The following is a 13,243-nucleotide window of genomic DNA, read 5'->3' as shown; positions in this document are numbered from 1 at the left end:
GGTTAGATGCAGATGATGTCTCTTGAAAAGGAAGCGGAAATGGAGACGAAGACTGCAGAGCAACGCAGCCTCGATTATAGAAACGCCATGGCGCGGCTCGGTGCGGCGGTCAACATCGTCACGACCAATGGTGCAGCTGGTCGTGCGGGCTTTGCAGCAACCGCCGTCTGCAGCGTTTCCGACAATCCACCCACGCTTCTTGTCTGCCTCAACCGCAATGCTTCAGCCTATAAGGTGGTGAAGGCAAACGGTGTCATCTGCGTCAACACGCTCGCCGCACATCACGAGGTGCTGAGCACGCTTTTTGGTGGCAAGACGCCGGCCGATGAGCGTTTTGCTGCCGGCAGCTGGGGTGTGCTTGAAACCGGCGCGCCGGTTCTGGAAGACGCGCTCGTCTCTTTCGACTGCCGCATCCGCGAGGCCCATGACGGCGGCACGCATGATATTCTGATCTGCAATGTCGTTGATATGAAGATCAATGGGGGCGATGAGGCGCTGATGTATTTCAACCGGCGTTATCGGATGCTTTGAAGGTCACTGTTTGGCTGAGCACCAGTTCGAACCTGACCGTCGTCATCCTCGGGCTTGACCCGAGGATCCACAACCTGACGCGCGATGGATCCTCGGGTCAAGCCCGAGGATGACGTTGAGGTGGAATAGCGTCTCAGAAATTCGAAGGGCGTTTCCGGTTTCCCGGAAACGCCCTTTTCGTTACTTGATCAGCGGCAGAAGATCGTTGATCGACTTCTTCGCATCACCGTAGAACATCCGCGTATTGTCCTTGTAGAACAGCGGGTTCTCGATGCCGGAGTAGCCTGTGCCCTGGCCTCGCTTGGAGACGATGACGAGCTTCGACTTCCACACTTCCAGCACCGGCATGCCGGCGATTGGCGAGTTCGGGTCGTCCTGCGCCGCCGGGTTGACGATGTCGTTGGAGCCGATGACGATGACGACGTCGGTATTGGGGAAATCGTCGTTGATTTCGTCCATTTCCAGCACGATGTCGTAAGGCACCTTGGCTTCTGCCAAGAGCACGTTCATGTGGCCGGGAAGACGGCCAGCGACGGGGTGGATGGCGAAGCGCACGGTCTTGCCGTCGGCGCGCAGCTTGCGGGTCAGTTCCGAAACCGCGCTTTGTGCTTGCGCTACCGCCATGCCGTAACCGGGCACGATGATGATGCTGTCGGCATCGTTCAATGCTGCTGCGACACCTTCGGCGTCGATCGCAACCTGCTCGCCCTCGATTTCCATCGCCGGACCCGTCGTGCCGCCGAAGCCGCCGAGGATGACCGAGACGAAGGAGCGGTTCATGGCCTTGCACATGATGTAGGACAGGATCGCACCCGAAGAGCCGACCAGCGCGCCGGTGACGATCAGCAGATCGTTGCCGAGCGTGAAGCCGATGGCAGCCGCCGCCCAGCCGGAATAGCTGTTCAGCATCGAGACGACGACCGGCATGTCGGCGCCGCCGATGCCCATGATCAGGTGGTAACCGATGAAGAAGGCCAGCAGCGTCATCAGCACCAGCGACCATGCGCCCGCGCCGTTGCAATACATGATGAGCAGCACGAGCGACAGGATCGCGGCGCCGGCATTAAGGACATGTCCACCCGGCAGTTTCTTCGCCTTGCCGTCCACCTTGCCGGCAAGCTTGCCGAAGGCGACGACGGAGCCGGTGAAGGTGACCGCGCCGATGAAGACGCCGAGGAAGACCTCAACCTTCATGATCGCCAGTTCGACAGGCGTCTTGTGGGCGAGGATGGCGGAAAAGCCTGTCAGCAGCGAGCGTGCCGTCTCATCGAGCGAGGCGACATGCGCTTCTTCGATATGGGCGTTGAAGCCGATGAAGACCGCGGCGAGGCCAACGAAGGAGTGAAGGGCTGCCACAAGCTGCGGCATTTCGGTCATCTGTACGCGGTTTGCGACGTAATAACCGAGGACGGAGCCACCCGCGATCATCAACAGGACGATGAAGCCTATGCCGACATCAGGTCCGAAGACCGTGGCGGCGGCGGCAAGGCCCATGCCCGTTATGCCGTACCAGACGGCGCGTTTGGCGCTTTCCTGGCCGGAAAGGCCGCCAAGCGAAAGGATGAAAAGAACGGCTGCGGCAACATAGGCCGCGGAAACGATACCAATGGTCATTTATAAGATCCCCGCTTGGCTTACGACTTCTGGAACATGGCGAGCATGCGCCGTGTCACGAGGAAACCGCCGACGATGTTGATCGTCGCGATCAGGACGGAAAGCGAGGCAAGGATCACCACCAGCCAGTTGCCGGAGCCGATCTGCAGCAGCGCGCCCAGAATGACGATGCCGGAAATGGCATTCGTCACCGCCATCAGCGGTGTGTGCAGCGAGTGGCTGACATTCCAGATGACCTGGAAACCGATGAAGCAGGCGAGCACGAAGACGATGAAGTGGCTCATGAAGCTTGCCGGTGCAAACAGACCGACGAGAAGCAGCAGTGCCGTGCCGATAACGAGCAGCCCGACCTGGTTTTTCGTCTGTGCCTTGAACTCGGCCCGTTCCTTCGCGTGCTTTTCTTCGGGTGAAAGCTCTTTGGCTCTTTCCTTCGGTTTCTGTGCGGCAATCGCCTGGATTTTCGGCGGCGGCGGCGGGAATGTTATCTCGCCCTGATAGGTGACGGTGGCGCCACGGATGACATCGTCTTCCATGTTGTGAACCGGCTTGCCGTCTTTTCCGGGCGTCAGATCGGTCATCATGTGACGGATGTTGGTGGCGTAGAGCGTCGAGGCCTGCGCCGCCATGCGGCTCGGGAAATCCGTGTATCCAATGACGATGACGCCATTGTCCGACACCACGCGCTGGTCGGGAACCGTCAGATCGCAATTGCCGCCGCGCTCGGCCGCAAGGTCGATGATGACAGAACCGGGCTTCATCATCGCCACCATGTCGGCCAGCCACAGCTTCGGGGCATCGCGACCCGGAATGAGCGCCGTGGTGATGACGATATCGATCTGCGGTGCGAGCTCGCGGAACTTCTCCAGCTGCTTCTCGCGGAATTCCGGCGAGGAGGGTGCGGCATAACCGCCGGTGGCGGCGCCATCCTGCTGCTGATCGGCGAAATCGAGATAGACGAACTGCGCGCCCATGCTTTCGATCTGTTCGGCCACCTCAGGGCGAACGTCGAAGGCATAGGTGATGGCGCCGAGCGAGGTGGCCGTGCCGATCGCGGCAAGACCGGCGACACCCGCGCCGATCACCAGCACCTTGGCGGGCGGCACCTTGCCGGCGGCGGTGACCTGACCGGTGAAGAAGCGGCCGAAATTATTACCGGCCTCGATCACGGCGCGATAACCGGCGATATTGGCCATGGAGGACAGCGCGTCCATCTTCTGGGCGCGGGAAATACGCGGCACCATGTCCATGGCGATGACGTTTGCGCCCTTTTCCTTGGCCTGCTCCAGAAGGTCCTTGTTCTGGGCGGGATAGAAGAACGAGATCAGCGTCTTGTCCGAAGACAGGCGATCAATCTCCGACGTTTCCGGCGGACGAACCTTGGCGATGATGTCGGATCCGGCGTAAAGCGCATCCGCGCCATCGACGACGGTAACCCCGGCTGCGCGATAGGCGTCGTCGGAGAATCCCGCCGCCTTGCCCGCACCGGCCTCAACGATGCAATCATATCCGAGTTTCTGCAATGCCTGGGCGCTGTCGGGCGTCATACCGACGCGCGCCTCGCCTTCATATAATTCCCTGGGCGTCCCGATCTTCAAAATGGCTCTCCCTGTGCCTGATAATATAGGGGGGTCATAACCTATTCAGGGGGGCTTTGTCTTCATATTGATTTTGTCTTGCCTGCGACGGAATGACAGCCCGCTGCGACAGGCTCTTTCGATATGCCGGCTTGCCACGCAATAAAAAAACCCGGTGCCTGCGCACCGGGTTCCGAAAGTGTCGATCAGGATGGTGATCAATCCATTGTGTGGATGTCGCGATCCTTGGTTTCCGGCAGGAACAGCAGGCCGATGACCAGCGTGATGCCTGCAAAGACGATCGGGTACCAGAGACCGTAATAGATGTCGCCCTTCGCCGCACTCATCGCAAAGGCGGTGGCGGGCAGAAGACCACCGAACCAGCCGTTGCCGATGTGATAGGGCAGCGACATGCCGGAGTAGCGGATGCGGGTCGGGAACAGTTCGACCAGAAGCGCCGCGATCGGGCCATAGACCATCGTCACATAGATGACGAGAACGGTAAGGACCGCAATGATGACGACCCAGTTCACGGCTGCCGGATCGGCCACCATGGTGAAGGCGCCGCCGCCGGCAATGGTGTAGACGGCCATTTCCGCCGCACCACCGGTCTCGGCCGGCGTCAGCAGCTTGTCCGCCACCAGCTTGTCGGTTGCCACCATCTTCTTGTCGGTGGCGCGAACGGCTTCAGCATTGAGGCTGAGTTCCGGGTTTGCGGCGATGAAGGCGTCCAGTTTTGCGTCCGGAACCTGCGCTGCGCCGCGCACCAGCGGATAACCGCTGTCATGCAGTGCGATGTTGACCTGCTTCTGGAAGGCCTTGTCCTTGGCCGCCGCATCCGCACCGGCTGCGATCGCGTCGTAGCTGGCGATGGTGGCGTCGCCGAGCTTGACGCTCGCCGGCTGGCCGGCCGTTCCGGCAACCACATCATAGGGAACGGAGTTGCGGGTCAGGAACGAGGTGGCGATATCGCAGGATGTGGTGAATTTCGCCGTGCCTGTCGGGTTGAACTGGAATTTGCAGTCGCCGGGGGCGGCGGTCACGGTGGCGCGAACGGTGGACTGTGCTTGCGCAAGTGCCGGATTGCCCGCCCAGGTGAGCGCTTTGAACAGCGGGAAGTAGGTCAGCATCGCAAGAACGAGGCCGGCCATGATGATCGGCTTGCGGCCGATCTTGTCGGAAAGCCAGCCAAAGAGCACGAAGAAGCCGGTGCCGAGGATGAGGGCTGCCGCAACCATGATATTGGCTGACTGGCCGTCCACCTTCAGAATGCTCTGCAGGAAGAACAGCGCGTAGAACTGGCCGGTGTACCAGACGACGGCCTGACCGATGACGGCGCCGACGAGGGCAAGCAGGGCGATCTTGGCGTTTTTCCACTGGCCGAAGGCTTCGCTGAGCGGTGCCTTGGAGGTCTTGCCCTCTTCCTTCATCTTCTTGAAGGCGGGGGATTCATTCATCTTCAGACGAATCCAGACCGATACGCCGAGCAGCAGAACCGAAACGAGGAAGGGAATGCGCCAGCCCCAGGCGGCGAAGGCTTCTTTGCCGAGTGCGAACTGCACGCCGAGAATGACCACCAGCGACAGGAACAGGCCGAGCGTCGCCGTCGTCTGAATCCACGAGGTGTAATAGCCTCTGCGGCCGTTCGGGGCGTGTTCGGCCACGTAAGTTGCGGCACCGCCATATTCACCGCCGAGCGCCAGACCCTGCAGCATGCGCAGGATGATCAGGATGATCGGAGCGGCGATACCGATCTGCGATGCACTGGGCAGGACACCGACGAGGAAGGTGGAAACACCCATGATGAGAATGGTGATGAGGAAGGTGTATTTACGGCCGACGATATCGCCGAGACGTCCAAACACCAGCGCGCCGAACGGGCGCACGAGGAAGCCGGCGGCAAAGGCCAGAAGCGCGAAGATGTTGCGCGTCGTTTCCGGATATTGGCTGAAGAAGTTCGCGCCGATATAGATCGCGAGCGAGCCGTATAGATAGAAATCGTACCATTCGAAAACCGTTCCGAGAGAAGAGGCGAAAATCACCTTCTTCTCCTCGCCCGTCATTGGACGGGCGGGGCTGCTCACGGCTGCAACATTTGCCATTGTCTGTCCTCCACAGATGTCCCAATCGGCGCAGTGCGGAGCCCGTCTCTCTCCTCCGGGCTCCCCTTTCGGTTGCAATGCGCATGACATCAGAGTGACAGAAAATTAACCCCAATAAGAGCGATGCTTTCGGATTATGACTTTAGTCTAATGTATAACGTGCAAAAATGTCGCAGAGCGGTTTTTGCCTGCCGGGAGCGGACGGACCGAAACATGCCTTTTTTCTTGACACAAACAAGAAACCTTCTAATAGCTTCTCGCGAAGAAGGAGCATCACCTTGCGCAGGCATGTTGCAGACATGATTGTCATGGAAGGACCGGCACAATCCGCCGGCGATGATCCGCGTCTTTCTTATTCCATCCGAATTACGGCCAAAACGACGATTAAAACCGTCTGACGTCTCTGGCCCGCCGCTCTCTCCCCGGTTTGGCTGGGGATCGAGGAAGCCGCGATGCGATGCGGTTTCCCCACCTCACCCAAAAGAGGAGAGACAGAAAGAGAGCTTGATCATGGGTTTCAAAGTTGCAATTGCAGGCGCCACCGGCAACGTCGGTCGCGAAATGCTCAATATCCTCGCCGAACGCGGTTTTCCGGCCGATGAGATCGTGCCGCTCGCTTCCGCCCGTTCGCAGGGCACGGAAGTCTCCTATGGCGATCGCACGCTGAAGGTTTCCAACCTCGAGAACTACGATTTTTCCGACACGGATATTTGCCTGATGTCCGCTGGCGGCGATGTGTCCAAGAAGTGGTCGCCGAAGATCGGCCAGCAGGGTTGCGTCGTCATCGATAACTCGTCTGCATGGCGCTACGATCAGGACGTTCCGTTGATCGTTCCGGAAGTCAATGCCGACGCGGTCGAGGGTTTTTCCCGCAAGAACATCATCGCCAACCCGAATTGCTCCACGGCCCAGCTCGTCGTCGCGCTGAAGCCGCTGCATGACTTCGCAAAGATCAAGCGCGTCGTCGTTTCCACCTACCAGTCGGTTTCCGGTGCCGGCAAGGAAGGCATGGACGAACTGTTCCAGCAGACCCGCGCCGTCTTCGTCGCCGATCCGGTTGAAACCAAGAAGTTCACCAAGCGCATCGCCTTCAACGTCATTCCGCATATCGACGTCTTCATGGAAGACGGTTACACCAAGGAAGAGTGGAAGGTTCTGGCCGAAACCAAGAAGATGCTCGACCCGAAGATCAAGGTAACCTGCACGGCCGTGCGCGTTCCTGTCTTCATCGGCCATTCGGAATCGGTCAATATCGAGTTCGAAAACGAGATCACCGCCGATCAGGCGCGTGACATCCTGCGCGAAGCGCCGGGTTGCCTCGTCATCGACAAGCATGAAAATGGCGGCTACATCACGCCGGTTGAATCCGCCGGTGAAGATGCGACCTATATTTCGCGTATCCGTGAAGATGCAACGGTTGAAAACGGCCTCAACATCTGGGTCGTCTCGGACAATCTGCGCAAGGGTGCTGCCCTTAACGCCATCCAGATCGCCGAACTCCTGGTCAATCGTGGTCTCATCAAGCCCCGCAAGGCGGCTGCGTGATACGATTTTTTAAGGTTCGTTAAGTATAACCCGTCTGTTCTGTGTGGGGCAGACGGGTTTTCCATTGGTGACGATCACGGCCAGTTTATTTGCAGGCCTTGCTGCCGAAAGGCAATTTAAGCCGCCAAAAGACAATTTGGCACCCGAACCCCTGCAACGGCGACGTGTTGGTTCTCGGGATGAATTCCCCAAAGGATATCGAAGGCAGATTTTGATGCGGGCAATGAAGGCAATTCTGGCTGGTGTGGCCATGGTCTCGGTTTTGGCAGCGACGCCGGTTATGGCTGCGCAATGCGGCAACACTTCGGCAGGCTTCGATGCCTGGGTCGGCGCCTTCAAGCAGGAAGCGGCGGGCCGCGGCGTCAGCGCTTCGGTGCTCGACCGTGCCTTCTCCGGCGTCTCCTACAATCAGGCGACCATCCGCGCCGATCGCGGCCAGCACAGCTTCAAGCTGTCCTTCGAACAGTTCATGCAAAAGCGCGGCGGTCAGACGATCATTTCGCGCGGCAAGACCATGAAGAAGAACAACGCCTCTCTCTTTGCTTCGATCGAGAGAGCTTACGGCGTTCCGGCCGGCCCGCTTCTCGCCATCTGGGGCATGGAAACCGGCTTTGGCGGCTTCATGGGCAACCAGCACACGCTTTCCGCCGTTGCAACGCTTTCCTTCGACTGCCGCCGTTCGGATTATTTCACCGAGCAGCTTTATGCGGCGCTGAAGCTCGTCGGCAGCGGCTCGCTCAACGTCAACGCCAAGGGTGCCGCCCATGGTGAAATCGGCCAGACGCAGTTCCTGCCATTGAATGTCGTGCGCTACGGTGTGGATTTCGACCGCGACGGACGGGTCGATCTCGTCGGTTCGCGTGCCGATGCGCTGGCCTCTACGGCAAACTTCCTCGTCGGCCATGGCTGGCAGCGTGGTGCGGGTTACCAGCAGGGACAGGCGAATTATGCCGCCATCCAGGGCTGGAACGCCGCAAGCGTCTATCAGCAGGCCATCGCCTTCATCGGCAAGGCGATCGACGGCCAATAAGGTCGCTTTCCAAGGACTAAAGGCCCACTTTCGTCATGCCGGACTAGATCCGGCATCCAGCCCCGGCGCGTCTGCGCCGTGAAAGATCCTTACGCGATCAAAGACTTGATCGCACTGGACCCCGGACCAAGTCCGGGGTGACGAAGTTGAATATTATTGGCGGCGACTACGCATCTAAATCACAGATCCGGGCGGCGAAAGTCGCCGGTTTTGCCGTCCATAACCCATAATTCGCCGGTCGAGATATCGAACCACGCGCCGTGCAGCTTCACCTTGCCGGCGGTCTCCTGCGTCTTGACGAAGGGGAAACCACGCAGATTGGCGATGGAGTTGCGGATGGAGACGCGTTCCAGCGCGGTCTGGCGCTCGGAGGCGGTCATGACGTCATTGCTCTGGATCTGCTCCGCCGCAGATTTGACCATGTTCATCCATTTGCCGATGAAATCACCGGGCGACAGCGGCTCGAGATTGGGGTCGAGGGCCGCCTGAATGCCGCCACAGCGGCCGTGGCCCATGACGACGATATCTTTCACCTTCAGAACCTGCACGGCATATTCGATGGCCGCCGAGGTGGCGTGGTATTGCCCGTCCGGCTCGAAAGGCGGCACCATGTTGGCAACGTTGCGGACGACGAAAAGCTCTCCCGGTCCGCAATCGAAAATGGTTTCCGGCGCTGAACGGGAGTCACAACAGGCAATGAACAGGGTCTGCGGTTTCTGTCCGGTATCGGCCAGAACGCGATATCTTTCGCGCTCATCGACATAGCGGCCGCTCATGAAGTTCTTGTAGCCGTTCAGAAGAGTTTCCGGAAAATCTTTCATCTATCGCAGTACCGTTATGCTTGGACCAAGATCACGGGGCGAACCTGGCGCGTTGAAGACCAATCCTTTAGAGCATTTTCGCTTTTCTTCGAACCGCGAAACCGCTCCAACTTCCTGTTGCCGCATTTCCGGATGGAAAGCCGAGGGCCGCTTTTCCTGGAAATGCTCTAGCCGCTATTTGCGCTTGCTGCGTGAAGGATGCAAGAGATGACGCATCTGCACCATGGCCATGGGTGTGGAAAGACTTGAAGAATCGGTCTCCAGCGTCAGCTCGTTCATTTCGCGTTTTTTCGTTCGCGCCAGGATTTCGAACACGCTGGCGGTGGCCAGTTGCAGCGCCTTTTCATCATCCAGGCCTTCCAGCAGGCGGGCGAGGAACAGCGCCGACATCAGGTCGCCAAGCCCGTTCGGCGCATTCTCGATGGCGCGGTGTTCGGCCAGAAGGGCGTGCCGGCCGCTGAGGTAAAGATTGCCGGTACCGCCCGCCATCATCGGCACGGCCGAGGTGACCAGCATTTTCGGCGGGCCGAGTGCGAGCGCCGCATCCATGATGGCGTTGTTGGTTTCAAGCTCGGCGCCGCTCATCCACGCCAGTTCGTAGCGGTTCGGCGTCGCGACGGTCGCAAGCGGAATGAGGTGGTCGCGGATGGCTTCGGCGGTCTCAAGGGGAATGTAAAGCCCGCCCAGATCGCCCATCACCGGGTCGCAGGCATAAATAAGCCCCGGGTTCTTTTCCTTCAGATTGCGGATCAGCCTTGCGACGGAGCGCACCTGTGACGCGCTTCCGAAATAACCGGTTAGAACAGCCTTGACCTCGCCGACCCATTTGGCGTTCTCAAGGTCGGTCATGGCCTTGTCGAAGTCATCGTCCTGAAAGCGCATCCGCGTGGACGGGCCATGGCCGGGATGCCAGGGCATGACGATGGTGGGCACTGCCCATACCGGATAACCAAGGGTTTCCAGCGCGAAGACCGCGGCGCGATTGCCGACCGATCCACGCATGACGTGGCTGGAAATGACGATGACGGCGCCCTGTGTATTTTCCTGCATCACGGCCTTCTTGCTTTCAAATGTCGCAGAAGCGCGCAAGTGCCCCTGCCTAGAGATCAAGATGCGCTCTCATGACATATCGCAAGGCCGGTTTCCACCGTTAATCCCGCAAGGGTCTGTCCCGCAAAAGGAAGGGCGGGACCGGGCTTTCCTGCGCTGCCGGGTTGCCTTCCCGTCATTGCGGGATGGGCGAGGTGCTTTTTATTGGCGTATCGGGTCCTCCGAAAAGCGCGCTACACTTTTGGGTCTGATGCCCTATAGTTGTAATATGCTCGATCTCGTCATTGCCTATTGGCCTCATATCCTTGCCGTCCTTTCCATTTTGATGGGAACCGTGGCGGCCGTGCATGCCACGATGACGAAGGAGGAGGTCCGTTCCGCACTGGGCTGGGTTGGCGTCATCGTGCTGTCGCCCATCGTCGGCGCGGTCATCTATGCCATTGCCGGCATCAACCGCATTCGCCGGTCGAACATCACACAGCAGCGGTCCTTCATGCAGGACGAGATCATGGATCGCGTGGCGCGTTTCGATGCGGACGCGGAACTGGTTGCCACGCGGTTTGGCCGCCGTTTTGAAGCGATGAAGACGCTGGGTGACCGGGTGACACGCCACGCGCTGACGACCGGCAACACCATCGAACCGCTGGTGACGGGTGACGTCGCCTATGCCGCCATGCTGGAGGCGATCGGGGAGGCGAAGCGGTCGATCATTCTCGAAACATATATTTTCGACAATGACAGGATCGGCGCCCGCTTCGTTTCGGCGCTCGAGCAGGCAAAACTGCGTGGCGTGGAAGTGAGGGTGCTCATCGATGCGGTGGGGGCGCGATATTCCGTACCCAGCATCCTGCCGACGCTCCGGGACAGGGGCATCATCGCCGATGTCTTCAATGGCAATGTCATCATGGGGCTGCGGTTGCCCTATGCCAATCTGCGCACCCACCGCAAGATACTGGTGGTGGACGGGCGCATCGCCTTTAGCGGCGGCATGAATATCCGTGAGGGTTTCACGCTGGAATTCGGTGGCGAGAAGCAGTCGCACGATACCCATTTCAAGATTACCGGGCCGGTGGTTTCGGATTTTTTCTCCATTGCGGCGGAGGACTGGCGTTTCACCACGAAAGAGCGTCTGGACACCCCGGTCTGGGATATCGCCATTCCCGACGGTGTGCCGGGTTCGCAGATCGTCGCCCGGGTTTCCTCCTCGGGGCCGGATAAGAGCATCGAGACCAGTCACAAGATGCTGATGGGTGCGTTTTCCGTCGCCCGTTCCTCCATTCTTATCATGTCGCCCTATTTTCTCCCCGATCGGGAGCTTATTTCGGCACTCATAACCGCAGCAAGGCGGGGAGTGGTGGTCGATATCATCGTGCCCAAAAGCAACAATCTGGTGCTTGTGGACAGGGCGATGACGGCGCAGTTCGACCAGATGCTGAAGAATTATTGCCGGATCTGGCGGGCGACTGGGGCTTTCAATCATTCCAAGCTTCTGGTGATCGACGAGCGCTGGACCTATATCGGCTCCTCCAATCTCGATCCACGCTCGCTGCGACTGAACTTCGAGATCGATCTCGAAGTTATGGATGAGGCGTTTGCCGGGGTGATCGGGGAGCGCATCCGGGATGCGCGAGCGACCGCCTTGCCGGTGCGGCTCAGCGAACTGAATGCGCGCCCATTCGTTGTTCGTTTCGTGGAGCGTGTCCTGTGGCTCGCTTCGCCCTATCTTTAGAGCCTTGGATGTGCGGAGACATTGACGCGTGAAGAAAAACGGTTTGCTGAACAGCGAAAAAACGGCCCTGGCGGCAAATAGCAGTTTGCCCGCCTTCGTCATGCAGTCGCTGCGCGACCATCGTCAGCGGCAGAAAGCGGTGCAGGCGGCGAAAGATCATTCCTTCCCCGTCATCGCTTCCTACAATGTGCATAAATGTGTCGGCCGCGATCGCAAGTTCGACCCTGATCGCACCAGCCGCGTCATTCAGGAAATCGGCGCTGATATCATCGCGCTCCAGGAGGCGGACAGCCGTTTTGGCGAGCGCACCGGCCTGCTCGATCTTGCCCGGCTGGAGCGGGAAAGCGGCCTCATTCCCGTGCCGGTGCAGGCAGGGGTGAAGGCGCATGGCTGGCATGGCAATGTCGTGCTGTTCAGGGAAGGTGCCGTCAGGGACGTGCATACGCTGAAACTGCCGGGGCTGGAGCCGCGCGGTGCGCTTGTCGTGGAGCTGGATCTGAAAAGCGGTGGCACGCTGCGGGTCATCGCCGCCCATTTCGGCCTGCTGCGGCATTCCCGCGCCCAGCAGGCGAAGGCGCTGATCGGGCTGCTGGAAGCGCGCAACGAATGCGCGACCGTCCTCATGGGAGACCTCAACGAATGGCGCCTCGGCAACGGCTCGTCGCTCAACACGTTCCGGGACGCTTTCGGCGCGCTGCCTCCGGCGGTGCCGAGTTTTCCCTCCAACCTGCCGGTGCTGGCGCTCGACAGGATCATCGCCAATCGGGAAGGTCTGGTCGAGCAGGTGGAGGCGCATGACAGCGCGCTGGCGCGTGTCGCTTCCGATCACCTGCCGCTGAAAGCCGCGGTCCGGACCGATCTGCTTCAGGCCTGATTCCGCCACGACATGGCACGTCGCTGGCCGAGGTCCAGGCCGGGCCGGGTTAAAGCCGCTGCGCCGCCGCCATGTGGTTGCGCGAGCGCGCCTCCAGCAATGACCTGCGAATGGCTTCCATCAGTCGCTCTCGATTGTTTCTGGTCTTGCACCGGTCAAGATTTTGCGCGGCAAGCGCGAGATCAAGACCCTCGTGCATCACTATCGAATAGGCAACGGTTGTTGCCCAGTTTTCGTAGTCCTGCTCCATCATGTCGCCCCTGAACTAAATCATTTAGTCCGAATCACCCAGTTCTTGAAAGTTACCACAAAATTCAAAGCATAAAATAGCGTTGTTTCTTTGGTGGTTCGTTACTCGATGAAGCTATATTGA

At 59.5% G+C, this 13,243-nt stretch carries 11 protein-coding genes; 5 read left to right on the top strand and 6 right to left on the bottom strand.

Translation table 11 applies throughout. The annotated features are described in order from the left end of the window. Window positions 1–6: 6 nt before the first annotated feature. A complete protein-coding gene (gene rutF / locus QSV77_RS10660; RefSeq protein WP_269703422.1) occupies window positions 7–531 on the top strand; it encodes an NADH-dependent FMN reductase RutF in 525 nt (174 codons plus the stop codon). Window positions 532–711: 180 nt separating this feature from the next. Here rutF and QSV77_RS10655 read toward each other — a convergent pair whose 3' ends face one another. The 3 genes from QSV77_RS10655 to QSV77_RS10645 all read right to left on the bottom strand — a co-directional run bounded on the left by QSV77_RS10655 (window position 712) and on the right by QSV77_RS10645 (window position 5,821). After that, window positions 712–2,145 (bottom strand): NAD(P)(+) transhydrogenase (Re/Si-specific) subunit beta, encoded by a 1,434-nt coding sequence (locus QSV77_RS10655; protein WP_302733419.1) that lies wholly within the window; start codon window positions 2,143–2,145, stop codon window positions 712–714. A gap of 20 nt (window positions 2,146–2,165) precedes the next feature. After that, window positions 2,166–3,740, bottom strand: a complete 1,575-nt coding sequence (locus QSV77_RS10650; protein ID WP_302733418.1) for a Re/Si-specific NAD(P)(+) transhydrogenase subunit alpha — start codon at window positions 3,738–3,740, stop codon at window positions 2,166–2,168. A gap of 197 nt (window positions 3,741–3,937) precedes the next feature. After that, window positions 3,938–5,821: an MFS transporter gene (locus QSV77_RS10645; RefSeq protein WP_161991268.1), complete on the bottom strand. Its 1,884-nt coding sequence runs from the start codon at window positions 5,819–5,821 to the stop codon at window positions 3,938–3,940. Window positions 5,822–6,331: 510 nt separating this feature from the next. Here QSV77_RS10645 and QSV77_RS10640 point away from each other — a divergent pair. Together QSV77_RS10640 and QSV77_RS10635 are read left to right on the top strand one after the other, a co-directional pair. Beyond that, complete coding sequence (locus QSV77_RS10640) at window positions 6,332–7,366, top strand: aspartate-semialdehyde dehydrogenase (protein ID WP_142840579.1); 1,035 nt, start codon at window positions 6,332–6,334, stop codon at window positions 7,364–7,366. Window positions 7,367–7,580: 214 nt separating this feature from the next. After that, window positions 7,581–8,396 carry a lytic transglycosylase domain-containing protein gene (locus tag QSV77_RS10635; protein WP_142840578.1) on the top strand — a complete coding sequence of 272 codons (816 nt, stop codon included), beginning with the start codon at window positions 7,581–7,583 and terminating at the stop codon, window positions 8,394–8,396. Window positions 8,397–8,575: 179 nt separating this feature from the next. Here QSV77_RS10635 and QSV77_RS10630 read toward each other — a convergent pair whose 3' ends face one another. Both QSV77_RS10630 and pdxY read right to left on the bottom strand, forming a co-directional pair. Then, complete coding sequence (locus tag QSV77_RS10630) at window positions 8,576–9,217, bottom strand: carbonic anhydrase (protein ID WP_302733417.1); 642 nt, start codon at window positions 9,215–9,217, stop codon at window positions 8,576–8,578. A 174-nt stretch (window positions 9,218–9,391) separates the two neighbouring features. Further along, window positions 9,392–10,267, bottom strand: a complete 876-nt coding sequence (pdxY, locus tag QSV77_RS10625; RefSeq protein ID WP_142840577.1) for a pyridoxal kinase PdxY — start codon at window positions 10,265–10,267, stop codon at window positions 9,392–9,394. A 268-nt stretch (window positions 10,268–10,535) separates the two neighbouring features. Between pdxY and QSV77_RS10620 the strand changes: the two genes are divergently transcribed. Both QSV77_RS10620 and QSV77_RS10615 read left to right on the top strand, forming a co-directional pair. After that, complete coding sequence (locus QSV77_RS10620) at window positions 10,536–11,996, top strand: phosphatidylserine/phosphatidylglycerophosphate/cardiolipin synthase family protein (RefSeq protein ID WP_269703431.1); 1,461 nt, start codon at window positions 10,536–10,538, stop codon at window positions 11,994–11,996. A gap of 28 nt (window positions 11,997–12,024) precedes the next feature. Beyond that, a complete protein-coding gene (locus QSV77_RS10615; RefSeq protein WP_046801539.1) occupies window positions 12,025–12,870 on the top strand; it encodes an endonuclease/exonuclease/phosphatase family protein in 846 nt (281 codons plus the stop codon). A gap of 49 nt (window positions 12,871–12,919) precedes the next feature. Here the strand turns inward: QSV77_RS10615 and QSV77_RS10610 are convergent, their stop codons facing one another. Next, complete coding sequence (locus QSV77_RS10610) at window positions 12,920–13,123, bottom strand: hypothetical protein (RefSeq protein ID WP_271362373.1); 204 nt, start codon at window positions 13,121–13,123, stop codon at window positions 12,920–12,922. Between the last annotated feature and the right edge of the window lie 120 nt (window positions 13,124–13,243).

The sequence above is a fragment of the Agrobacterium sp. V1 genome, assembly GCF_030518355.1.
Classification (GTDB): Bacteria; Pseudomonadota; Alphaproteobacteria; order Rhizobiales; family Rhizobiaceae; genus Agrobacterium; species Agrobacterium cucumeris.
The sequence above is the reverse complement of the archived record's forward strand: the minus strand, read 5'-3'. Positions and strand labels throughout refer to the sequence as shown.